This is a genomic window from Ruegeria sp. C6, assembly GCF_056537625.1.
On sequence record NZ_JBQFRW010000010.1, the window covers coordinates 46668 to 71494 of the forward strand.

Consider the following 24827-nt stretch of genomic DNA (forward strand, 5'->3'; position numbering starts at 1 on the left):
TTATGGCTTTGAGTTGACAGCTGTCAACTGGCGTCGAGCCCGGCGGGTGAAAAAGTTTTGTCTCGTGACAGCAAATGGAACACATTACAACAACGCCTTTTGGGCGGCCGGTAACGGCTGGACTGATCAAACAGGTGGCGGCTATGCAGACCGCACCCGAGATATCGCATATCGACAAATGGGAACTGCTGCGCAATCTTTGCACCGCCCGCCGCGCCTTTGGCGTGACCGATCGGGATCTGGCGGTGCTAAACGCGCTGGTTTCTTTTCACCCGAACATGGCGCTGTCAGATGACGACAGCCTGATTGTCTTTCCATCAAATGCAGCCTTGTCAAACCGTGCGCATGGCATGGCCGAAAGCACGCTGCGTCGTCATTTGGTAGCACTGGTGCGTGCAGGGCTGATTGCACGCCACGACAGCCCCAACGGCAAGCGTTACGCCCGGCGTGACGTCGACGGAGAGATTACCTGCGCGTTTGGCTTTGATCTGCGGCCGTTGCTCCAGCACGCTGTGCAGATTAACGTTGCCGCCCAAGAAGCCCGCGCCGCTCAGGCGCAATTGGAGGCTGCTCGAGAGAAGCTGTCCTTACTTAAGCGCGACGCTCTAAAACTGGCGCTCTATGGACAGGAAATCGCCCTTCCTGGCGACTGGGACGCACTTCTGGCCGATCTGCTGGAGGTTCACAAGCAGATGCGCCGCAAGCTGGGCCTTGAAGCGCTGTCCGAGTTGGAACGCCGGACCTCGGACATCCTCGGAAACATCCGCGCCTTGCTTACCTTGGAAACAGAAAAAATGAGCGGCAATGACGACGATTCCGGGCGGCACTATCATAATTCAAAACCAGATAACCTTGAATCTGAACATTGCCCTGAAAGGGATAACGGCGAAGGCGGCCCGGTTGGTTCTTCTGAACCGGATCGGGAACTGCCAAGGGTGCCCCTGCCACTGATCCTGAAGGCATGCCCTGATATCCTACCTTATTGCGAACGCGAACCGCGCGAATGGTGTGATCTGGTGATAGCCGCCAGCTATGTGCGCGGAATGATGGGGATCAGTCCCTCGGCCTGGCAGGAAGCTCAAGAGGTGATGGGCCCGGAAACCGCCGCTGTAACCGTCGTCTGCATTCTGCAAAGGTTTGGCAACATCAACAGCCCCGGCGGGTATCTGCGGGCCCTGACGGGAAAGGCGGTGGTCGGAGAGTTCTCTCCCGGACCGATGGTGATGGCCCTGCTGAACGGTGTGAACCGTGCTGCAGCCTGAATGTTTTCGTGTCAGACGATAGTTTTTTCAGAGTCTACCAGAGGCAACCGGTTCGAGTTGACAGCTGTCAACTTAAAGGCTGGTCCGGCTCAATTCGGAAAGGAAGCGAGATGCTTATACACCGTCACGGGCTCTCTCGGCGGCGGCCAACTCATCCCGGCGCCAGGCTCCAAGGAGCAGGCGTTTGAAACCAGCGTAAGTCGCATCAAAGGCCTGACGTCCCTGCGCGTAAGCCTCGCGGTTGAAATCCCGGTAGTCAGTCTCGTAGACGCTCGTGACTTGTTCGTCTGTCTGCCCAATAAGCGGCGTGAAATCCTGACGGTAAGGGGAAAGCACCGTCCCGAGATGGCCCTGCATGAGGGCGGCGGTTTCCGCTTGTCTGCTGCTGTCAAAACGAGTGATCACTGCGCGCACGGCGTCCCAGTTAAATCTCAGGCCCGTATGTCCCAGCGCCTGGGCGGCGATATTCTCGGTCTCTTCAATCGAAGCAAAAGTCGTATGCAGCATGTCAAAAAATCGACCGGTGGCTTCAAACTCAAGGAACGAGGCACCCGTGGGTACCAGCAGGATGTCGCCGGCGGCCAGCGCGCTAATCGTCAGATTCCCCAGAGAGGAGGGCGTATCCAGGACTACAAGATCGTACTCCTGCAGTATCCCATCTGCGTCCAACCGATCGGACAGCGCATCCCACAGCTTCCATGTCCGCGCCTGGGTGCGCCAGATTGGTGCCTGGAATTCAACCCAATACAAATCCAACTGTGCGCCCAAAAGATCAATGTTTGGCCAGTGGGTGCGCTGCACCACATCTTGGGCTGTCATTTCTATGGCTTGGGCAACGGTGCCATCAAGGGGAAGGGGAGGTTCACCCCGATCCAGACGCGACTGGTTGTCCCGCCGCAAGTGATCACCGTAATGGCGAGCAAACAGAGGAAAGACGGTTTCCCATTTGTCTTTGATTTGCCCGCCGAAGATCGAAGACATTGATCCCTGACTATCAAGATCAATGATCAACACCTTGTAACCATCCAGAGCAGCTGACATCGCCAAATGAGCCGCCATTGAGGTTTTGCCCACACCACCTTTGAAATTGGCTACGGTCACGATCTTGGCAGGCAAACCGGGGGGGCGATAGGGTAGGTAGTCGCGATGCTTGCTGCCTTCCGCCGCGAAGTGATTTCGCAAATGTAGCACCTCATCGAGCGTGAACCATTTGGCACCGCCTTCGGTTTCCGTCAGACCTTGTGGCAACTCGGGGTTCTGGCGCAGCACCCGGCGGAAATGGGCCGGGGCCACGGGGATGAGATATTTGGTGATCTCCCATGTCGAGAAGCGGCGCAGGGTTTTCTGATCGGTTGTATTCTGCCTGTAGGCAGTAAGAATATCCCGACCATTCCGGCATGTTTTTGCAATTCCTGCGAGATCTTCTGTGCTGATCGGCGCATCCATACTTGCCAGCGCATCATCTGATGAAATGCCTAGATAGGGGACTTGGCCGTTATTGCCCATCAATGCCTCCATGTATCATGTTTTCTGCCTGATTACACAAAATATGTAGCATGGATGATTTTTTGTACACTCCCTTATTTTTTCTATGAAAATAGGGACATCCCTTGCCAAATCGCGGTTTTGGTCAGTTTCTTGCCTGCTTATGGTGTTAAAATTTTGTTATTTGTAGTTAAGGTAAAAAACTACCTTTATAAGGTATTGAATAAAAACATTTATTTATGGTTTTTTGTATTCAGAATGACTCTAAAACCCCGATAAAACGACTCTGAACCCCCGAAGGGCTGACTCTGAACCCCCGATTTGTGCGGGTAAAAGACTATACCTGAGCTCACCCTGTGGATAACTTGGGTGTCAATGAAACGACGAATCCATTTTAGGGGAGCCGAGCAGTCCTTCCCCGACCAAAAAATGTAAGTAATGCATAGTCCGGCAAGCCGGCGGATGGAGAGGCAGATGACGACAGGCATACCGGCGGCAGGCCCGGGCGATTTCTTTGTATGTGACTTCTTTGCGGCTAGTCCAAAACATGATCTGGCTTCACTGGAGCATCCGCTCTTTTCACTGGCTACGCGCCCAGATAGGCGCATTCTGAACTATACTCACAATGATGTGGCAGTGACTGTGACACCCTCGGTGAAAGGGCGGGCCACGATCTTTGATGCCGACATTCTGATCTTTTGTATCAGCCAACTGATGGCGGCGCTGAACGCGGGTCGTGCTGTATCGCGGCAGCTCACGCTTACAGCGCATGACTTGCTGCTTGCCACCGGTCGTGAAACCAGCGGAGATGCCTACCGCCGCTTGAAAGAGGCCTTTGAGCGGCTCGCGGGAACTCGCATCACGACCAATATAGTCACAGGTGAGCGCGAGATCACGACAGGTTTTGGCCTGATTGAACGCTGGGAAATCGTACGCAAAACCCGGGCAGGGCGCATGGTTTCGGTATCTGTCACGTTAAGCGAGTGGATCTATGAGGCGGTGCTGGCGCGTTCGGTTCTGACGCTGAGCCGGGCGTATTTTACGCTCCGCCGTCCGTTGGAGAGGCGGTTGTACGCGCTAGCGCGCAAACACTGCGGTCAGCAATCAGGCTGGCGCGTCTCATTGGAGGTGCTGCTGAAGAAGTCGGGTTCCGCCAGCCCGCGGCGCGTCTTCCGCGCTATGGTGCGCGATATCATCGCCACCGACAATCTGCCGGACTACAAGCTGGAAGAAGAACCCGGCGACATCATCTCTGTCACGCGTCGCGATACGGTGGTGGATGAAGGCGGCAGGCTGTCGCTGACCCCCGAGACGCTGGATGAAGCCCGCAGGCTGGCCCCCGGTGCGGACATCTACGCGCTGGAAGCCGAATGGCAGGCCTTCGCCGCTCGCACCCCTCCGCGAAACGCCGACAAGGCGTTTCTGGGGTGGGTTGCCAGAAAAATGAACTAGGCGCTCCTTACCCCAGCCTCATGCGATGCCCGCTTTCACGAGGTGCTCAAAATAATCGATCGTGGGGACAAGGCCTTCGCGAAGGGGGACTTTAGGTTCCCAGTCGAGGTGTTTTTTGGCCAGCGTGATATCGGGTTGGCGCTGTTTGGGATCGTCTTGCGGCAGGGGTTTGTGAACGATTTTGGACTTGGTGCCCGTCAGCTCAATAATCGCTTCTGCCAGTTCCAGCATTGAGAACTCGCCTGGATTGCCGGTATTGATTGGGCCCGTCACATCGTCTGGCGTGGCCATCAGGCGGATAAAGGCCTCGATCAGATCATCGCAATAGCAGAACGAGCGTGTCTGCTGACCGTCTCCGAAAATGGTAATATCTTCGTTCTTGAGCGCCTGCATGATGAAGTTCGAGACCACACGCCCGTCATGAGGATGCATACGCGGCCCGTAGGTGTTAAAAATCCGGGCGACCTTGATGCGCAATTTGTGCTGTCGGTAGTAATCAAAGAACAGGGTCTCGGCGCAGCGTTTGCCTTCGTCATAACACGAGCGGACGCCTATCGGGTTCACATTGCCCCAATAGCTTTCAGGCTGGGGGTGGATATCGGGATCGCCATACACTTCGGATGTGGAGGCCTGCATGATCTTCGCCCCCACACGCTTGGCCAAGCCTAGCATGTTGATCGCACCATGCACCGACGTCTTGGTCGTCTGGACCGGATCGTGCTGATAATGGATCGGTGAAGCAGGGCATGCCAGATTGTAAATCTCATCCACCTCCACATAAAGCGGAAAGGTCACGTCGTGGCGCATCAACTCGAAATTGGGTGCGTTCATGAGATGGCTGACATTGCCGCGCCGTCCGGTGAAATAGTTGTCGACACACAGGACCTCATGACCGGCCTTGACCAGGCGATCACACAGATGGCTGCCCAGAAATCCAGCACCGCCGGTAACCATGATGCGTTTGGAAGTAGGATTGCTAATACTTGTATCACTCATAAGCGGTCGCCCTGGGAAAAGTGTTGTTTCACCGCCTTAACATAGATTCTCGTTTGGTCACGCTGCAATTCCGGGTAACCTAGTCCGACTGGTCCGGTTTGATAGCGAGCGCATGACAGTCCTGTGATTTATCTGAGCTATGGTTTCCCAAGGCTCTGTGCGGTGCGTATTTGTTTTAGCCGGATACCTGGTGTCATTTGCCACGGCTTTCGATAATAAGTTTGGAGTGTCAAAATTTTTCGGTGTGCTTCGTACAAATTTTTGTTCAGACTGCGGTTTGTTGGCGGTTTTGTAAAAGGTTGGATTATGTTTTGGGAGGGTCGAAACGGTGCTGGCGCGCGCGCCATGCCTAGAGCAACCTTCAGGCCGACTTTTACTGATACCGGCGAAGGAAAAGGTCCGGCCCTCCCATGACGACACCTTCCGTTCCAGACCCTCAAAACCTCAGGGTTGCGTTTATTCTGCTGGGAGATCGCAACAAGGCCAGCTCGCGTGTGCGTGGCTATTGGATCGGCGAAGAACTCGAGACGTTGGGCTATCGTGTTTCCTACCATCACGCGCCGCGCCGGCGAGACTACCTGCGGATGTTGGCGGTTACGATGCAGCACGATGTCCTAATTTTCCAGAAGCAGTATTCTCGCTATGATATTGCCTTGTTGCGCATGGCTAAGCTTATGGGCAAGCGAGTGTTTTTCGATATCGATGATGCGCCCTCGCGGGCAGAGCGTAAGGTGTCGCAACGCAATGCGGCAACCATGATGCGCGATGCGCACGGTGTTTTTGCCGGCAGCCGCAATCTGGAAACTTTGGTTCAAGAGGCGGGTGGTAGGGCGCATTTCGTCCCCTCGGGCATTCGCCTGGATCAGTACAGGGCACGCACTGCAGGTGACGCGGGACAAGTGTGTCTGGGCTGGATCGGCAACGGCGCCCATTATGTCGAAGATCTGACCTCGATTCTTGAAGCACCGCTGCGCAGTCTTGCCGCGAAACACGACATCCGCCTTAAAATTGTCGGTGCCTGCGGCGAACCAAAACTGGCTGAGGTCTTTGGTGATATTGACGGGCTGGTACTCGATCTAGTGGATGAAGTGAACTGGTCTGATCCCGAGGCGGTAGCAGCTGCAGTGGCCGATTTCGACATTGGCCTCTATCCGCTTATTGATAACCCGTTCAACATCTATAAATGCGCGTTCAAGGCTCTGGAATATATGGCCACATCCATTCCTGTAGTGGCAAGCAGGGTAGGGGCCAATGGTGATGTGATCACCGATGGATTGGATGGTTTTTTGGTTTCCTCAGACAAGGAATGGACCGCTAGCCTGTCCCGGCTGATAGCGGATGAGGGCGAGAGACGAAACTTTGGTACGCATGGTAGGGCCAAGATAGAAGGGCATTACAGCACAAAAGCTCTGGCCCACCAGATATCAGTCATTTTTAGAATCGGAAAGATATAGGTTTGAAAAGACTATCCATAAATGAACTTCAACCCAGCCTTCTATGCTTGGAGTGCGGCGGAGAATTAACGCTTTCTGCCAGCGGGGTATTGGTGTGTGGCGATTGTGGGAACGAGAGCATCAACTGCAATTCAATCCCGGTTCTGATGAGTAATACCAACGATCTTTTTCCACGATCCGCCTATAAAACGGAAACCGGAGGAAGGGGTCCAACGGCCCAGAAAAAGACTTTGCGAACAAGGATCAAGAATATCGTTCCATCACGCTCACTTAACTTGGCGCGTGAACGGATGTTCGGAACGATTGCCAAAGATTATGGCCAATCAGGTAGGGTGGTTTTGGTTGTCGGCTGCGGCAATCAGGAAGCACAACTAAAAAAGCATTTTTTGGATGATGACACGGTTTTCGTTTTCTGCGATGTCGACAAGGGCGCAAGTGCGGATATCTTCTGCGATGCTCACGAGCTCCCGTTTAAATCCGGAAGCTTTGATGGAATCATTACAACAGCAGTCATGGAGCATGTAATCCGCCCGGACCAAGTCGCTGAAGAAATGCATCGTGTGCTCAAAGATGATGGGTTTATCTACTCAGAGATACCGTTTCTGCAAGGTGTTCATGAAGGGGCCTATGATTTTACACGTTATACTTTATCTGGTCATCGACGGCTTTATGAAAAATTTGCAGAGATCGAGACCGGGATGGTCGCTGGGCCAGGTACAAATCTCAATTGGCAAATTGTTGATTTCGTCAGAATGCTCTCACAGAATGCCCGAATCTCCAGCGGGCTGGCTTTGATTGCACGAACACTTTTTTTCTGGGTCAAGTATGCGGACCATATCTTTAAGCATAATCGAAAAGCCCTGGATGCAGCATCTTGTACATATTTTTATGGCAAGCGTCAGCAGCAGGCATGCGACCCTTCAGATGTCGTGGCTCGGTACGGTGTTTCGGGCTTTAGTCATACATGATGACAGATTTTCAATCGGAGACGTCAGCTTGTTTTGATAGGCCCATCAGAGTCGCTTTCGGCTCCGTGCCTAAAGACAGTGGGACCTTCACGTTTTACCGCAATATGCGCCCCGCTCTCGCGGCGCGGGGGGTTTCGCTTTATTGTGTGACCGTAGGAAAGCCGCAAGCACAGCTCTGGGAAGACGCCTATGTGGATGACGGCTGTGTTCAATTGGCCCCGGCTTCTCTGAGTATGAAACGGCAGGCGCAGGTTTTCACGAAGTGGTGCGCAGACAACGATATAGACTGTGTCATGGCGATAAACTCCGAAGGTATATTGTCTGCAATCCCGCATTTACCCACACATATGCGGGTTTTTTCGCGTTGCGCTAATGCGTTTGATCACGGCTATCGCATCACTATGTCAGGCCGGGAGCGTTTGGCCCGGATCATAGCCCTAACTCCGCGATTACGTGATGACCTCGTCGCCGATTACGACGCTGACCCCGCGAAAGTTGCGCTTATTCCCAACGGCATCGATGCGGCCAAGTTCGAGGCCGCAGCTCAATCTGAGCGTGGCACTGGCGCGCAACTGGAACTGGGGTTTCTGGGTCGTCTCGAGCATAACCAGAAGGGGGTGATGTATCTGCCCGCCATTGCTGATGCGCTCAGAGCGGGAGGGGTGCCGTTCCGATTGCGGATTGCGGGCAAAGGCGTGGACCGGGCGCGGCTGCAAGAGGCGATGGCCTCACATCTGGCCGAGGGCCGCGTTGAATTTATGGGAGCGCTCACCCCTGCGGAGATACCGCAATTTTTGGGCAAGACTGATATCTATCTCTTCACCTCGCATTTTGAAGGCTGTCCGAACGCTCTTCTAGAAGCGATGATGGCCGGATGCGTGCCGGTTTGTGGTCGGATCGTAGGCATTACCGATTTCCTGGTTGAGACAGGACGCACGGGGTTTATCGAGGAACTGGGGGACGCGGAGGGTTTTGCCAGCGCCATCGTGGCCCTGCACCGTGATCGAGCGAAGCTCGCGGCGCTTAGCCGGGCTGTGGGTGCTGAAGCGCGGGCGCGGTATACAAATGAGGTTGCTGCCGATGCTTATGCCGCCCTGATCCATGATGTGATGTCGGAATCCGCACCGGACTGGACACCCCGCCCGTGGTGCGCGTTCAGGCCCGACCCCAATTTTCCTGGTTACTGGCGACACCGAATACCGACGGGGCTGAAGGATTTTTTGCGGAAATTCAGGTGATGACATATATTCGGTTTTTTCAGAGGTTTATTGATGTTCACACAGCCAAACTTTTTCGTCATCGGCGGCATGCGATGCGGGTCTACAAGTCTGAACCTGATGCTCGAACAGCATCCGGATATCTACATGTCCCCAATCAAGGAACCAGAATACTATCTGGCTGAAGCATTTCGCAATATTAAAGACCCGTCACCCGAAGACAGGGATTTCCTGGAGACATTCTTGAAAAAGGGAAAATACCGGACAGGTGAGACCTATCAAAGCCTGTTTCAGAATGTGAGGGGGGCAAAAATTGTGGGCGAAGCCTCACATTATATCTACCATCCTGATACCGCGGCTGAAATTTTCAAAGATTGTCCTGAGGCGCGCATTCTGATCTGTCTGCGCAACCCAGTGGATCGCCTTTTCTCCGAGTATCTTCTGTTTTTGCGCGATGGAACTGAGACCGGCAATTTTGCTGATTACGTTGCACGTTATGCGTCGGATTATTTGGACAAAAAGATCCTGAGTAAGATCAACGTTCCAAAACTGAACAAGGGGCTTCAAGCCGAGTTGCTTGCACCTTGGATCGCTCAATTCGGGCGGGGTCGGATCAAGCTGGTGTTGTTTGATGATCTAAACCGCGCTCCCGCGGAAACAATGATGGATATTTTTGGTTGGCTGAAGATCGATGACAGCTTTGTCGTTCGTGAAATTCATGCACAAAAAGGCGGCGCTGCAAAAGCAAAGTGGATGATCCGGGCGCTGAATTCAAAGCACGCAAGATTGAAGAGAATAAAGGCTCTGATACCTAAATCGGCCAAAGTGAAAGTGCGGTCTTTGATTTTCTCTAAAACTCTGGAGCGCCCGGAAATGGACGCGCAAACAAAGGCATTTCTAGCGCAATTCTACCGAGACGATATCGAGAAGCTATCTAATATTGTCGGTAAGGATCTGTCTGAGTGGTGCAATACAACGTAGAGACACGAAGAAACAAGAAAGACAGTGAAGATATCGTGAGAGTTGTGCAGATTATAAATAGTTTCGGCTATCATGGGGGGGGAGCAGAGCGGCTTGTTAAGGATCTTCACCTGGATTTGCTTGCATCTGGTGTCGATGCGCATCTCGTCGCGCTGGAACGTTGCGAGACAGCCGGGCTGCGCAATGCCGTATCTTTGGGGGTTTCGAGCCCTTACAAGCCAGGGGGCATTCTGGCTTTGCGCAAATACCTGCGCGCGATGACCCCGCAGCCCGATGTTGTGCATGCACACCTCTTTCCAACCAGCGCTTGGGTTGCCGGTCTCAGAAAGAGCGGTGCAATCCGCTGTCCGGTGATTTTTACGGAACATAGTACATCCAACAACCGCCGCGGATCCTTTGTGGGGAGGATTGTCGACCCGCTGATTTATAAACAGTTCGAAAAAATTTATTGTATCAGTGATGGTACGCTGGAAAGCTTGGTGGCCGCTTATCCGACTTTGTCGAACAAAGCAGAGGTCATTCTGAACGGCGCCAATCTGAGATTTGATGATTTCACTAAGCGGACCACCTCAGATCGAGTCAAAATCGTTTCTGTGGGCGGCTTGCGCCAAGCAAAGAATTATTCGGCGGCAATTATGGCCCTTGCGTTGATACCTGAAAACAAGTGCGATTACAGTATTGTCGGTGATGGTGACCTAAGGGCTGATCTGGAAGCTAGGGCGGCGACCGTAAAAACGCCAGTGCGCTTTGAGGGGCATGTCACCGATGTAAGCCCGTTTTTGCAGGAGGCGGATATTTTTTTGATGACGTCACTTTGGGAAGGGTTCGGTCTGGCTGCAGTTGAAGGGATGAATGCCGGATTGCCCGTAGTTGCGTCCGACATTGCAGGATTGCGCGAGGTTGTGGGAACCGACGGGGAGTGTGCTCTGCTTGTGCCGCCAACAGAACCACGGGCGATTGCAGGGGCCTTGATGGAACTGATTGACGATGAGCAGAAACGGCAGAACATGGGAGAGGCTGGTTTCCGTCGTGCTGAATCTTTTGACAAGCGACTGATGTCCGAGAAATATATTGCGGCTTATCATGCCGCAGCGCGGTAGAGCGGCCATGCTTAAGCAGTATTCCCACGGTACAATAGCAATGGCGGTTTTTGTTTTTATGCTGACTGCCGTTCCCAAGATGAATGTCCGGGTGGGTCCTGTACCGCTGTATTTCATTGATATTATTATTGTTCTGATTGTCTATTACGCCAGCCGGCGACACGGTTTTGGGCCTGGTGGCAGACCATTCCAGTGGATTATTCTGGCCCTGTTTTCCTTCACGATTATCGGGGAATTTGTGGGCTTCATTTATACTGGCTCAATCTTTGAGCATGTTTATCAGGCGGCGCGTATGACACTCGCATTTTTAGTCTTTTATGCGACCGGACAGCTTATCAGAACGCCCGAAGATCTTGAGCTTGTGATCAAGGCAGCCGCGCTTGGGGTGATTGTCACGGCCTCACTGATGATTTTGACTTCCCTCCCACAAACTCGAAATTTCGTAGTACGGTTTGTCTTGGAAAATACCTTCCTTGATCCTGCGGGGCGGCAGGTAGCCGCATCCTACCTGGATTCGGGTGACACCGGGGTGCGGGGGCGGACGTTGGTGGGGGTCTCCATTTTGGGGGCCAGTTTCATTAATCTGTCGTGGCCACTTGCTGCCCTGCTCTACAGTTGGCCCAAACCGATTGGGCGCTGGCGAACCGTGGCGATGATCGCGTGTTTTCTGGCCCCCATGGGTGTGTTGATGAGCTATTCCCGGGGGCCGATCCTGGGAGCCATACTAATTGTTCTTTTCACAGTGTTTCTCGGCCTCAATAGAATTAAGAAGGGCATCCTTCGACCTGTCGGATTTGGAATCCTTTTGGTCATGATGGTCGGCGTCAATTCTGAGGTTTTCTTTTTTGACCGTCTGACTAACCGATCTGCGGCGATCTTTGAAAATCCTCTTGAAGACGAGCGCGAATCCGAACGCCTGCTTGCCTATGTAGAACCGTTTGAACACATCTTTGAACATCCTTCGTTTCTTGTAGCGGGGCAGGGTATTGCCATCCTGAAGTCCAATGCGGTCGTGCCTGAGGTTGCAGGTAAAGCCAATCACGCGCTGTTTGCTGTGTCTTATTATGCAAACGGAATGGGCGCAGCGCTGCTCCATATGTTCCTGTTGGCGAGTGCGTTCTTTTATGCACTCAAACATGTGAAGGGCAGGCGTTCAGGCATTGGTCAGTATTTCAGTCAGGCTTTATTGGCCTCTGTGGTTGGAATAGCCCCGTGGGCAATTTTTGGTCACGCTATGGTGTCCCAGCCACGCGGGGCTATGATGTTCTATTTTATTTTTGGCTTGCTAGCCGCGCTCAGGCATTTCCCGGTTTATTCGAATACCTCAACAGACAAGGAGACAGGACATGCCTACGGTCGTCATATTACTGTCTGACAAACGCTCTGGCTCAACCATGCTGCAGGATGAGCTGTGCAAACACTCGGGCATCCGTCATGTCGACTATTCGCCCCATACGTATTTTGAGACCCATCATTGGCTGAAGGCGTCCGTGGTTCTGAACCGGCCTGACATGCTCTATTCGGGTTTCAAGCCATATGCTGGTTATGGCTCACGCGAGAATGCGCGCACTTATCTGATCGATACGCTCAAGGGCAATATGCCTGATTATGAGCCTCCGGAGAATGACACGGAACTGATTTTTGAAGGCTGGGACGCGTTGTGCAAGACCTTTGCCCAGCCGGTTTTCTTTGAGAAATCACCACAAATCCTTGCAGAATGGTGCGCTCTCAGCTTGCTATTGGAATGGGTAGACCGCACGGAGATGGATGTGAAGATCATCGGTCTCGTGCGCAATCCACTGGCGGTCCAATATTCTGCTCATGAATTGTTTTCGACCAATGCAGAGAGGCGCCAGTTCGGTTGGCTTAATATCCAGCGCAACCTTTTGAGCATCCAGTCCATGTTACCACCGGAGACGTTCAAGTTGGTGCGCTACGAGGACATTATCGCGGATCCGAAACAGGGTTTGGCGGATCTGTGTGAGTTTGTTGGCGTCGAATACGAGGACGAGATCGGCTCTGCGGTTCATACCTCCTCGAAGGAGAAATGGATGGCCAACGAGAATTACACGCTGCAGCTTGACCACTCGGTCAGTCAGATTGCCAAGGCCTTCGGCTATCAGGATCTGGAACTGATCAATCCGCACAAACCGACGGCAGCCACTATTGCCGCCATGCAGCCCGATCTGAAGACCCGTATCAAAAAACGCATGGTCCGCATGCGCGACCGGGTGGTCCGACCTGTTTATCTGAAACTCAAAGCGCCGCGGGCTACAAAAAAATGAATAATACCAAATGTCCAAGTCTTGGAGTTGTCTCGATCTCTTATAACGAAGAACGGGACATCGGTGGCTTTCTGGAAAATCTCGCCCATTGGGTCGATGAGATCGTTATCGTGGATGACGGCTCAACTGACCGAACCGAAGAGATTGCGAACGCCTATGGCAACAAGGTCAAATTCCTCAAAAGTCCGCGCGAGGAAGGCGAATACTTCAGTCATCAGCGCAACAAGGGGATTGATGCAGCCACCAGCGATTGGTTGCTGCATATGGATATTGATGAGCGCGTCAGCCCAGAACTTGCCAAAGAAATCCATGAAGGCATTACCGATATGGGAAAGGATGGCTACCGCTATAGGCGGCTGAACTATTTCATGCACCGTCCCATGAAGGGTGGTGGTTGGCGGGACTGGAATTTGGTCCATCTGGCGCGGCGGGACAAATTCCGCTTCGGTGGCATGTTCCACGAAAGTTGCCTGATAGATGCGCCCGCCGAGCGAATTGGTCAGTTGAAAGGGCTGATGATCCATTTCAACGAAGACAATTTTGAAAAGCGCATCCGCAAAAGTGCAACCTATCTGGAAGAGGTTACCAAAGGCGTCGAAAGTCGTGGCCGCCCGGTCAAATGGATTGATGTAGTGGGGCGCCCGTTCGCGGAATTTGTCCGCAAATATCTGGTAAAGCGCGGGTTTCTGGATGGTACGCCGGGCTTTATCTCGGCCGCACATTCAGCCACAGCAATTTTCAGGGCGAATGCGGTTGTCTGGGATCGGCAGAACGCGATCGCACGGGAGCAACTTGATAAAGACCTTAATGAGATGTGGGCGGGTACGTCTGTTTTGACAGCGGCATCGGACCCGCAAAAACCTGCCGCCGAATGACTTTGGCCCCGCATATCCTGTTCCACCGACCGACATTATGGAGTTCGGACATCCAGTGCTCGACCAAGGTTCTGGCCCGGTTGTTTGGGCAGCGCGGGTTTGATGTGAGCTATCTGGAAAACCCGCTTGATCCAGTGCACCTCTTGCGCGGAAAGGGCTATGTGCAGGAGTGGAAGAAGGCTCCGTACACAGACAGAAGGGTGCGGGTCCTGAATTTGGCCACGCCCGTGCCGGTTCGTGATGTCTGGCCCCTGAACACCTCCAACGCGTCTTATTTGAAATATAGACTTATGATGCCGTCGCTCCGGACTTGCGTAACCGGGCAGGGGAGATCTGAACCCGACCTCATATGGACTACCGTGCCGGGCAGCGTTGCGGCGTTGAAAAAGATTTTTCCCCAAGCACGGGTCATCTTTCATGTCGTGGATTACTATCCGGCTTTTCGGGGTGCAGCGGTTGTACCGCTGGAGCGTCGGGATTATGCGCAGGCGGACGCAGTCTACGTTATTGGCACAAGCCTGCAAACTTATCTGGTAGAAGATCTGGGCATTCCTGCCGCCAAGGTGACGGTCTTGGGGCAGGGGGCCGAGCTGGAAATCTATCGCACTGAAATTGCCGCCCCGGATGAGATCGCGCATCTGCCCCACCCCCGAGCTGTCTGGTGCGGTGTGCTGGCAAAGGGCGACCCGGGCCTTTTTGGGGCGCTTGCCAAAGAGATGGGGGCACGAGGTGGATCATTGATACTGATCGGTCCACAGGCGCAATGGGCGCACGATCTGGCGAACCAGATGCCCAGCACGGTCTCGCTTTTGGGTCCGAAAGCTCCGCCCGATTTACCCGCATACCTCAAGGCTGCAGATATCGGCGTGATGCTCTATGACCGCGGGCGGCAAGAGGTTTATCGCGGACAAAACCCGCTCAAACTTTATGAGTATACCGCTGCCGGCCTTCCCGTGCTCTCAACCGCCCATGATGAATTCGATGCGCTACACCCGCCTGTAACGCAGATCGGAACAGAAGCAGACATTGCGCCTGCGATTGAGGTTATCATGGCTGACACGGACAATCAGAAAGCCGCAGTATCTGCATTTTCCGCCCGACACAGCTGGCAGGCGAAGGTGGACACGATCATAAAGCGATTTTTTCCGGATATTTCAAATCAGCAGCAGAGGCATAGCGTGCAGTGTTAAATGTTGCCTATTTTTCAAACCAGTTTGCGACATCTCAAGGGCATGGCATCACCCGTTACGCGCATGAAATGTATAAGGGGTTGTGCAAGCTCGATGATCTTGCCATCCGGCCCGTGGCGGCTTGGTCCTCGTTGTCGCCCGAAAAACTGTCTGCCCTGCAGGCGGATACAGGGCTTGAATTGGTTAAATTGGGGCGCAGACTGACACCGTTGGCCTGGCATTATCTCGATATGCCTACATTGGAGCGGTTGATTGGCGGGCCCGTGGATGTGGTCCATGCGGTCTCGTTGGGATATGCGATTGCCACGCGGAAACCTTACGTGGTGACGGTTCATGATCTGGGGCCACTTACACATCCAGAGTATTTCACCAATACCAAGCCCTGGATCATGGAGAAAAGCCTGCGGCAGGCCGAAGCCCGTGCCGACGCGATCGTCTGCGTTTCGCAGTCCACAGCAGACGAGGTTGAGGGCTATCTTGGTGCTCATGTCGCCGATCGCATCCGCGTGATCAAAGAGGGGGTTTCTCCGGAATTCTTCGTGCCAAGCGATATGGCCTGCCTGGCGGGTTTGAATCTTCCACCGGATGATGTGCCCGTCATTCTGACGGCAGGCAAGATCAGCCCGCGCAAGAATGTACAGGGTGTTCTACGCGCGCTCAAGCAGGTGCAAGATACGATTGACCATCATCTGGTTCTGGTTGGTGGTGCGGGGTGGGAAACCGAAACCGTGCTCAGAGAACTGGATGACGGTAGCCTGATGAACCGCGTTCACCTGCTGGATTATGTGACCGACGAACAGCTCCGGGCATTATATCGGCGGGCGTCGCTCTATATCCACCCTTCGCTCTATGAGGGTTTTGGGCTGACAGTGCTCGAGGCAATGGCCTCGGGCGTGCCGGTGATCACATCGAACACGTCATCCCTGCCGGAAGTGGCTGGAGATGCGGGTCTGCTTGTTGACCCAGAAAACGTTGCCGAGATTGCACAGGCCATATATTCCATCTGCACGGATACGGCCCAGCGAGAGGCAAAAATTGCGGAAGGCCTGGAACGTGCGGGCCTTTTCTCATGGGATGAGTGTGCCAGAGAGCTACAGGATTTGTTTATTGATGTGGGGCGCTGAGGGCAGGAATTTGATTATACAATATAGAACTTCAGGAAGATCAGGGACGACAATATTTTTCCGCTCGTTTGTGAAAAAATACCTCGCTCAGGCGCAGGGCGATTTGGCCACGCCGGAACTCGAGGTCTGAATGGAACAGATGCAGTCCATTCCGGCACCGATTTGCGATGCGCTTCTGTTTCTATCCCGGGCTGTTATTCCACCTCAAGACATGGACCGCGCGCGCGTGCTTTGCGCGCGCGTCCAGGACTGGCCGAAGCTCACGGATATCGCTCTGCGCAAGTTCAGCCTACCGCTTGTCTACCGCAATTTGCAGAGCTTAAAGCTGGACGAGACCTATGGCACCATGCTTGATGCCATGCGCGCGCAGGTTTTGCCCCTTACTTTTGGCGCGCTGCGTGTTCTGGCCGCGCAGCGGAAGTTTCATAATGATTGCGTGGCTCCGCTCGATCTGGCCCATGTCTATCTCAAGGGGCCCAGCCTTGCTGCGCGCTATTATGATGATCCGGGTCTGCGCTTTGCGCGCGATGTAGACATTCTTATGTCGCGCGATGATCAGAGAAAACTTGTGCACCAGGCGCTGTCCAAGGGCTATCAGATCGCCGATGGGAACGACCTGAAGGGATGTCAGATCAGCAATCGCGATCTCGAGGCCATTCTGAACTATAAGACTGTGGCGACGCTTGTGACGCCGAATAATATAACGATCGAGGTACATTGGAATATCGACAAAAGGCTCGGACTCTTTGAAGTTGGGGAGACATTGCAGCGTCGTGAAATGATCTCTGACGAAGCACTGCGTTACGGCGTCATGCCGACCGCCGATCTCTTTTGCTATGTCTGCTATCACAATACTCGCCACATCTGGTCGCGCCTACACTGGATTGCAGATCTTGATGCGATCATTTCAGATCCCTCTTTCGACCGGAACAAAGTACTGGCACGAGCTGCAGAGTTGGGTCTGCGCTCGAATGCCGAGGCTTGCCTGGAACTGCATGAGATAGCGGTTTCTGGCGATGCCAGTAATTTGGCCAAAGGCGGCAGCCGGGGTGCCGAGCTGGCCGCCGTTTGCCTGAGAAACCTGCCTGGGGATTTGCAGCTGGAATATGACTTGCGTGAGGGTGAGGAGCTTCTAGGGCTGCCGTTCAAGTGGATGGTGTCGCCGGAAGTACGCAAGCGGGCGCGCATCCTGACGCGCCTGTCCCGTGTCTTGCCAGGCTATGACGAATATGAGGCATGGCCCCTGCCGCGCGGGCTTCAGTGGATTTACTATGTTTCCAAACCGCTCGGCATTTTGAAGCGGCATCTGTTATTTTCCCACAAGCGAGATGCTGGTCTGTGAAGTCGAAAGTCAAAGCTGGCCTGACAGTCTGGCCCAAAGTGTTCCGCTTGCTGCGCTACAGCAGCATGAAAATGAGTTTGATCGTCTCTGTCCTGACCGCCATCGAGGTGGTTGTAGGCATCGGTGTGCTCTATGTTATCAAGCTGCTCATAGATGTGATTTCAACCCAGTTCGCCGCTGAAGGAGAGGTCGAGACGGGGCCGGTCTTTCTTTATCTTGTGCTCACGGGCGTAGGTCTTTTGGGCGCGGTGGCCATCCAGACACTGGCGAACCTCGCGCGGACAGCACAGGGCATGTTGGTGTCCGACTATGTCGATCGTGAAATTCACAACCGTGCCATCGGCGTCGATCTGGGGTTCTACGAAAGTCCGGCCTATTTTGATCTGCTCGAACGGGCGCGGGCGGCAGGCTCGCAGCGACCGGCACAGGTGATCTCGACTGTTCTGCTGATTTTCAAAAGTGTACTCTATCTGGTTGCTATTCTTGTGATGCTTGCAGGCATCGAATGGCGGTTGCTGCCGGCCATTCTGGTAGCCATGTTGGCGGTATTGTTCATCCGCTTGAAGTTCACCAAAGCCCTTTTCCAATGGCAGAAGGATCGCGCCCAGTTTGAAAGGCGAGCGAGCTATCTGGATTGGCTGATCACCTCAGATATCCACGCGAAGGAACTACGGCTTGGCGATTTAGGTACCCATCTCAAAGAGCTTTATTCCAGCCTGAAAAAACGTATGCGGGAGGAGCAATACGCCATTGAGAAACGCAAGGCGATTGCCGAGCTTGTGGTTTCGGGGTTGGGCGCGCTCATCTTTGCGGGCGCTGTATCGTTTCTGGTAATGCGGACGCTGGCGGGGGATTTGAGCGTGGGCGATCTGGTGCTCTTTGTTCTACTATTTCGTCGGGCAGAAAGCAGTGGGCAGGAATTCGTCCGCCATGTTTCCAAACTTTATGATGATCAGCTTTTTCTGGGGCAGTTGTTCGGTTTTCTGTCGGTCGAGCCTGAAATCAAAGCGCCAACAGCACCCAAATCTTTGCCCGCCCCGATCACATCAGGTCTGCACTTTGAGAATGTGACGTTCCAGTATCCCAGCAACAGTGTCCCTGCGCTTGAGGGCATCAACCTGACTGTCAAACCCGGCCAGGTGGTCGCCCTTGTGGGGGAAAACGGATCAGGCAAAACCTCCCTGATTAAGCTGATGGCAAGGCTGTATGATCCAAATCGTGGTCGTATAACACTCGACGGCAAGGATATCCGCGAGTTTGATCCAGTTGCCTACCGCCGGCTATTCAGTGTGATATTTCAGGACTATTCGCGTTATGCCACAACTGTAGCTGAGAACATTCGTTTTGGAGATGTCCGTTTACCAGAAGACAGCCCCGGAATTTTTGAGGCGGCTCGTCGCGCAGATGCGGACAGGTTCATAAGCGCACTGGATCAGGGATATGACACCCCGCTCACCCGGATGTTTGACAACGGGCGCGAGCTGAGTCTGGGGCAATGGCAGCGCATAGCGCTGGCTCGCGCTTTTTTTCCGGCATCGAATTTTATCATTATGGATGAGCCAACAAGTGCTATGGATCCCAATGCAGAATTCGAACTGTTCGAAAATTTTCGCGATAAGATTGGCAACCGTGCTGCTTTAATTATTAGCCACAGGCTATCTACCGTGCGAATGGCGGACTACACCTATGTGCTGGACAACGGTAGAATCATTGAGCAAGGCACCCACGATGAGCTTATCGCCGCTAAGGGTCACTATGCCGGTTTATTCGAGCGACAGGGGCGAAGCTATCGAGAAACGGTTTGAGAATGTTGTCGTACTCGGGGTATTTTCTTCAAGATAGAATTAATTACAGGTTTTGTTCACAATTGTCTAATGTAGCCGGAAGAACGGCTGAAAGACCTTAACTTTTGGACTCTTTTAGACCATAATTTAGACGTATTTGGCTCGAAGGGTAGCGAGTGCCACCTCAAACTCAGGTCTATTTTTCGACCTGCGCCCCTTCGTTCTGCCGTGTTTGTGTGTGGAGTGTTAGATGGCGTTTTCTAATCCAGATATTTCTTTTGGCGTTACTGGTTTGCAAGGTGAGGCGGTTAACAATCCGACAGCGCTGGATTTTAGTAAAACCGGGAATCCCGTTCTATTCGTTGCTCAGCAGGATGGCAGTATATGGCGACTGGAAATTGAGCGACAGGCCGATGGTCCCGACGCTGATACTCTGCCCGACTTTGTCGTCACAGACTCGACCCTTATCAATGATGTAAAGACAGACACCCAAAATTACGATGATGATGGGTCCGTCAACGCGATGACCACTCGTCAAATGACCGGGCTGATCACGACCACGGACGCAAACGGAAACGATGTTCTTTACGTCAATTCATCCGACTCGCGCATTGCAGTAGGCAACGATGCCAACCTAGACACCAACTCCAGCCAGATTCACAAAATTACCCTCGACCCTGATACGGGTGAGGTTCTTTCAAATATCGCCATTGTGCGTGGTCTGCCCAGGTCCGAAGAAAATCACTCGGTCAACGGGTTTGATATTGCGATTGATCCGGTGACCGGGCACGAGATCCTCTGGGTCGCAGTCGGTGCCAACACCAACAACGGTGCGCCAGGGAACAACTTTGCTGGAACGGTCGATTATCCCTATGGCGGAACGATCCTGAAGATCGATCTAACTGTCCTTGAAGGCTATGATGTCCGGGTGGACGGGAATGGCGAAGCGTTCATTCTGGATCTGGCGACGCTGGACGACCCCACGCGGCCAAATGTCGACCTTTCGACCTTGAATATTCTGAATCCAAATGATGCTCCTAACTTCACTCTGGATGACAACGGGACAGGTACAAACGGTGAGCTCAATCCCGATTGGGCAGGCGGCAACAACGGCCTGAACGCAGCAAAGGTTGTTGAAAAGGTTCTGGTCAGCATCGGCGGACAGCTGCAATTCGTGGACAATCCCCTGCAGATACATTCTCCGGGATACCGTAATCCGTATGATGTGGAAGTCACTGAAGCGGGTGAGGTCTTTACCTGGGATAACGGACCGAACACGGGCTGGGGTGGCCAGCCGATTCCATTCGTGGATGATACTCCGGGCGACGCCATAAATTACGTTCAGGATTGGACAAAAGAGCTTGCGACAAACCTGTTCAATGAATCAGGATCGCAGGGCTTCGGGGACCAGTTGCACTATGCTGGGGACACCTCGGATGAATTTGGCCCCTATGGCGGATTTGCTTCTCCAATACGAGCCGCAGCGGCTATTCTGGCAGCGACATTTGATGCCGATGGAAACTATATACCTGGTGCGGGCAATCCGCTTCTCAATACCAATGGCGATGTGATCTTTGCCAATGAGACTGAGGCGCAGGCCTATCTCGCCGCGCTCCTGATAATCTACGAGGAGCAGGGCGATGGGAATTGGGTTGACGTGACCGGCACTACCGGACTTCCGGCAGACCTTCACGACATTGTCTCGGGCTATAACTGGATTCACCCGGGAAGTTCGATCATCGATCCGACCGCTTATTATGACGGCACAAGCGTTCAGGACGGCACACTCTATTCCCCCGAGTCTCAGCTTTTTGATGACAGTGTTGATGGCTCACTCAAAACGGTAGCGGCCTCTACAAACGGTCTGGCGGAATACACGGCGACAAACTTCAACGGAGCCTTGAATGGCGTAATTGTTGCCGCTTCCTTCGATGGAAATCTTTATTTTGAGAAGCCCATTGATACCGATGGTGACGGGCGGACGGATGCGGTCCAGAGTCTCGGGACAATAAACGGTTTCGGATCGACACCGCTGACAGTCGCCGCCCTGGGCGACAACGGGTTGGGCACATTCATCGATAGTGACGGTGACGGGGTCGACGATTTTGCAGGGCTGATAGTTGCGGGCACCTATGGCGCTGACAACGTGACGTTCTTTATTCCCGGAGGGCAGGCATCCGACCCGAGTACAGATCTTGACCTTGATGGTCAGGACAACACCAATGACAGCCATGTTGGCGATCCGCTGGATGGCCGCGGCGTTGTGGTCGGGGCAAATGAAACCCTGACATGGCAATTCGAACTGAGCACACCAACCACACCTCCTGGTGCCATTCCCAGCGGTGACAGTATCGCCGGCGATATCGGAATTAACGCGGTCTGGCGCAATGGAACTGACCCGCAGATCACTTCCGATGGCTCGCCTGCTCTTTATAACCCAGGCATTTGGAATCTGGGTGGGGCATCCACCTTCGTCAGTATTGATGTCGCAGATACCGGCAATGCGGTTGGTACCGCGAATGACCAGGCCGACGTTCTGGGGATTGGGTTCGAGATACAGGATAATCTGAGTGGTATCTCAATCGTGAGCGAAATGCTGAACGTGTTCAGCTATACGCCGAATACGGACGCCTCCAAAACTTGGGATGGTGGTGAAAAATTCGGGCTGATGGTCGGCCCCGGAGATCAGAGCACCTTTGTGGAAGCGACCATTGCGGTGGATGCAAGTGGTGGCACGCCACTATTTGGCTTGCAGCTTGTGGTTGAAGAGAACGATGTTCCGAACACGGTATTTGTTGAAATTCCCGGCATCGAAAACCCTATACGGGGCATCGCAGACCCCAATCTGCAAGTCGCGTTTGACGTTGACCTGACACTGGGTGCCGAGACAATCTCGGCGCGCGCACGCTATGTCAACGATGGCGCATTCACGGATTGGGTGAGCACAGCCGCACTGCCACTGCCTAACGATGTAAGAGATGCAATCCTTGGGCAGTATGACAACAATGGCAACATCACTGGTGCCGTTGTTGGCCTCGTCTCATCCGCGCCAACCGGGGACGACAGCTTCGCCGCATCCTGGGATTGGATTGAGGTTTCTGGTCAGGACGCCGTTGAAACCACGGGTACGGTTCTCTATCGTTGGAATGCTGGCAGCTCAAACGTGGTTGCGGTCGATGGCGGACCAGACTGGATCGCCGACGCGTCGGTTCTGGTGGGTGGAACCACAAATATCTATACCGGAAACATCTCCACGTTGGATTCCAGCGCATCGCAATACACGATCCCAACCGGCATCTTCACACAGGAACGCTGGGATCCTTCCAGCGGTGCCGAAATGAGTCTTGAGTTTGGTAATGGCGCTCTTGAGTCCGGTGCCTATGCGGTACGACTGCTGATGGGCGAGGCGTATTTCACCCAAACCGGTTTGCGAACATTTGACGTATCAATTGAAGATAAGTTGTTCCTGGACGACCTGGATCTTGTTTCAACGCTTGGTTCGGGTGTTGGTGGTGTATTCGAATGGGTGGGTCAGGTTACCGACGGAACCATCGATATCGATTTCCAACGGGTTGTTGAAAATCCACAAATCAATGGCGTGGAAATCGTCAGGCTGGATACGGTGCCCGTTGATCCGGTCGTCTCGGCCAATGCCGGGAATTTTTCCGAGACAGATGGAACTGTCTCTCTCAGCATCACTTCTGCAACAGCGGTTCCACCCGGTCAGATAATCGATGTAAACTTTGAACTGCGCCCCGTCACAGGCGGCGCAACTCCAGAACTGGACTACACATCCGCCGGCCTGGCGTATGATGCTGTAACCGGCTTCTATTCCGGCAGCGGTCAGATCACAGAGGGTCAGACCACGCTCGACCTTTTCGTCGACCTGCTGCCCGATGCCGAGATAGAAGGCCAGGAGGCGTTCGAGCTTCACGTGACAAGCGTCAGTGGGGCGAATGCCACAATCGGAACGGCCGTAGCAACCGTCACGATCGATGACCTCGAAGACAGCGCAAACGGGACAGACGTCGGAGATTTCTCGGATGATGGTCTGAATCCGACTGTCGTCAATCTGACGCAAGGCGACACGGTTCTGGTCTCTACTCAGGATGGTGATCCGACGCGGGATTACGACTATGTCACGATTGTTGTCCCAACGGACCATGTGCTTACCTCTCTGACCCTGAGTGACTATGCCGATTACGATGTGAACATCACCAACGCCACCTTCCTTGGCATGCAGGCGGGCACGCAGTTTACTGAAAGCCCGGCGAACCCTGATGCCTCAAATCTGCTGGGTGGGGTGATTTACGATGAATTCGGCATCGGAAGTGATCTTTTGGCCAATATGGCTGATGGCGTTATCGAGAATGCTGGTGGGCTTAGCACGATCGGATTTGCAACGCCTCTTGGCGCTGGAAGCTATACTCTGTGGTGGAGCCAGGGCGGTTCTCCGACTACCTCTACAATTACGGCGACCGTTGATCCGCTGAATCCCCCCAATCAGGCGCCTGTGATCACTGCAGTGTCCGATCTGGTCGTCGACGAGCTTGAGACGGCGGTGGCCCAGGTTGTGGCAACGGATGCGGATGCGGGTGATGTGATCACGCTGTCCGTGACATTGGAGGATTCCAGCGGCACGCCGGTCACTGGATACAGCTTTACTGACAATGGCGACGGTACCGGCGATTTCAGCTGGTCCACACCGGATGTCTCGCCAACCGGCGTTTATACCGCCACGATCACTGCCTCTGACGGGGTCAATCCGGATGTCACATCGAATTTTGGTATCACTGTCAATGATATCCCGGCACCGGGTGGTAGCACGATTTTGTATCGGTGGAATGCGGGCAGTTCCAATGTGACGGCTGTTGACGGCGGAGGGGATTGGATCGCAGATGCGTCAGCCGTTGTGGGCGGGCCCACGAACATCTACACCGGCAATGTCTCTTCTCTGGATTCCGGAGTGGATGCGACAGAAGTTCCGACGGACCTGTTCAGACAGGAGCGCTGGGATCCGTCAAGTGGCTCGGAAATGGGCCTTGAGTTTGGCGATGGCACGCTAGAATCTGGCACTTATGCAGTCCGTCTCTTTATGGGTGAAAGCTACTATAACCCAGGTGTCCGGCAGTTTGATGTACTGGTCGAAGATCAGCTCTTCCTTGATGACCTTGATCTTGCAGGTACTCTGGGCAAGGGCAATGGCGGTATGTTCGAGTGGATCGGAGAGGTGTCCGATGGCACCATCGATATCGACTTCCAGCGTGTCATCGAAAACCCGCTGATCAATGGAGTCGAGATTGTTCAACTCG

17 protein-coding genes are annotated in these 24827 nt (G+C 53.7%); 15 read left to right on the plus strand and 2 right to left on the minus strand.

Translation table 11 applies throughout. The features are described from left to right. Window positions 1–74 precede the first annotated feature (74 nt). Window positions 75–1262, plus strand: a complete 1188-nt coding sequence (gene repC / locus ACR0MJ_RS20025; protein ID WP_170737420.1) for a plasmid replication protein RepC — start codon at window positions 75–77, stop codon at window positions 1260–1262. 114 nt (window positions 1263–1376) lie between these two features. Here the strand turns inward: repC and ACR0MJ_RS20030 are convergent, their stop codons facing one another. Next, complete coding sequence (locus tag ACR0MJ_RS20030; RefSeq protein ID WP_170408834.1) at window positions 1377–2768, minus strand: AAA family ATPase; 1392 nt, start codon at window positions 2766–2768, stop codon at window positions 1377–1379. A gap of 453 nt (window positions 2769–3221) precedes the next feature. On the opposite strand from ACR0MJ_RS20030, the gene ACR0MJ_RS20035 reads away from it, so the two are divergent. Then, window positions 3222–4199 carry a replication initiator protein A gene (locus ACR0MJ_RS20035; RefSeq protein ID WP_480762329.1) on the plus strand — a complete coding sequence of 326 codons (978 nt, stop codon included), beginning with the start codon at window positions 3222–3224 and terminating at the stop codon, window positions 4197–4199. An 18-nt stretch (window positions 4200–4217) separates the two neighbouring features. Here ACR0MJ_RS20035 and ACR0MJ_RS20040 read toward each other — a convergent pair whose 3' ends face one another. Continuing rightward, entirely contained in the window at window positions 4218–5195 is a 978-nt protein-coding gene (locus tag ACR0MJ_RS20040; RefSeq protein ID WP_170737432.1) for a UDP-glucuronic acid decarboxylase family protein, read from the minus strand. 410 nt (window positions 5196–5605) lie between these two features. On the opposite strand from ACR0MJ_RS20040, the gene ACR0MJ_RS20045 reads away from it, so the two are divergent. The 13 genes from ACR0MJ_RS20045 to ACR0MJ_RS20105 all read left to right on the plus strand — a co-directional run. Further along, window positions 5606–6649, plus strand: a complete 1044-nt coding sequence (locus tag ACR0MJ_RS20045) for a glycosyltransferase family 4 protein (protein ID WP_170737434.1) — start codon at window positions 5606–5608, stop codon at window positions 6647–6649. Window positions 6650–6651: 2 nt separating this feature from the next. Beyond that, window positions 6652–7617, plus strand: a complete 966-nt coding sequence (locus tag ACR0MJ_RS20050; protein ID WP_480762332.1) for a methyltransferase domain-containing protein — start codon at window positions 6652–6654, stop codon at window positions 7615–7617. 146 nt (window positions 7618–7763) lie between these two features. Continuing rightward, window positions 7764–8855 carry a glycosyltransferase family 4 protein gene (locus ACR0MJ_RS20055; RefSeq protein WP_480762334.1) on the plus strand — a complete coding sequence of 364 codons (1092 nt, stop codon included), beginning with the start codon at window positions 7764–7766 and terminating at the stop codon, window positions 8853–8855. A gap of 33 nt (window positions 8856–8888) precedes the next feature. Further along, window positions 8889–9815: a sulfotransferase gene (locus tag ACR0MJ_RS20060; protein WP_170737439.1), complete on the plus strand. Its 927-nt coding sequence runs from the start codon at window positions 8889–8891 to the stop codon at window positions 9813–9815. Then, window positions 9797–10915, plus strand: a complete 1119-nt coding sequence (locus ACR0MJ_RS20065; RefSeq protein WP_170737441.1) for a glycosyltransferase family 4 protein — start codon at window positions 9797–9799, stop codon at window positions 10913–10915. The genes ACR0MJ_RS20060 and ACR0MJ_RS20065 overlap by 19 nt, the downstream gene beginning before the upstream one ends. 7 nt (window positions 10916–10922) lie before the next feature. Next, the gene (locus tag ACR0MJ_RS20070) at window positions 10923–12290 is read left to right on the plus strand and encodes an O-antigen ligase family protein (protein ID WP_480762337.1); all 1368 of its coding nucleotides are present in this window, start codon (window positions 10923–10925) and stop codon (window positions 12288–12290) included. Further along, window positions 12262–13200 (plus strand): sulfotransferase family protein, encoded by a 939-nt coding sequence (locus ACR0MJ_RS20075; RefSeq protein WP_480762339.1) that lies wholly within the window; start codon window positions 12262–12264, stop codon window positions 13198–13200. Before ACR0MJ_RS20070 ends, ACR0MJ_RS20075 begins: the two co-directional genes overlap by 29 nt. Continuing rightward, complete coding sequence (locus tag ACR0MJ_RS20080; protein WP_170408844.1) at window positions 13197–14075, plus strand: glycosyltransferase family 2 protein; 879 nt, start codon at window positions 13197–13199, stop codon at window positions 14073–14075. The genes ACR0MJ_RS20075 and ACR0MJ_RS20080 overlap by 4 nt, the downstream gene beginning before the upstream one ends. Continuing rightward, a complete protein-coding gene (locus tag ACR0MJ_RS20085; RefSeq protein ID WP_170737450.1) occupies window positions 14072–15265 on the plus strand; it encodes a glycosyltransferase in 1194 nt (397 codons plus the stop codon). The genes ACR0MJ_RS20080 and ACR0MJ_RS20085 overlap by 4 nt, the downstream gene beginning before the upstream one ends. Further along, window positions 15259–16389, plus strand: coding sequence for a glycosyltransferase family 4 protein (locus ACR0MJ_RS20090; RefSeq protein ID WP_480762343.1), 1131 nt, complete (start codon window positions 15259–15261; stop codon window positions 16387–16389). The genes ACR0MJ_RS20085 and ACR0MJ_RS20090 overlap by 7 nt, the downstream gene beginning before the upstream one ends. 130 nt (window positions 16390–16519) lie before the next feature. After that, window positions 16520–17731: a nucleotidyltransferase family protein gene (locus ACR0MJ_RS20095; protein WP_480762345.1), complete on the plus strand. Its 1212-nt coding sequence runs from the start codon at window positions 16520–16522 to the stop codon at window positions 17729–17731. 71 nt (window positions 17732–17802) lie between these two features. Next, a complete protein-coding gene (locus ACR0MJ_RS20100; protein ID WP_480762347.1) occupies window positions 17803–19536 on the plus strand; it encodes an ABC transporter ATP-binding protein in 1734 nt (577 codons plus the stop codon). Window positions 19537–19765: 229 nt separating this feature from the next. Beyond that, the coding region (locus tag ACR0MJ_RS20105) for a malectin domain-containing carbohydrate-binding protein (RefSeq protein ID WP_480762348.1) at window positions 19766–24827 on the plus strand (5062 nt) is incomplete at its 3' end.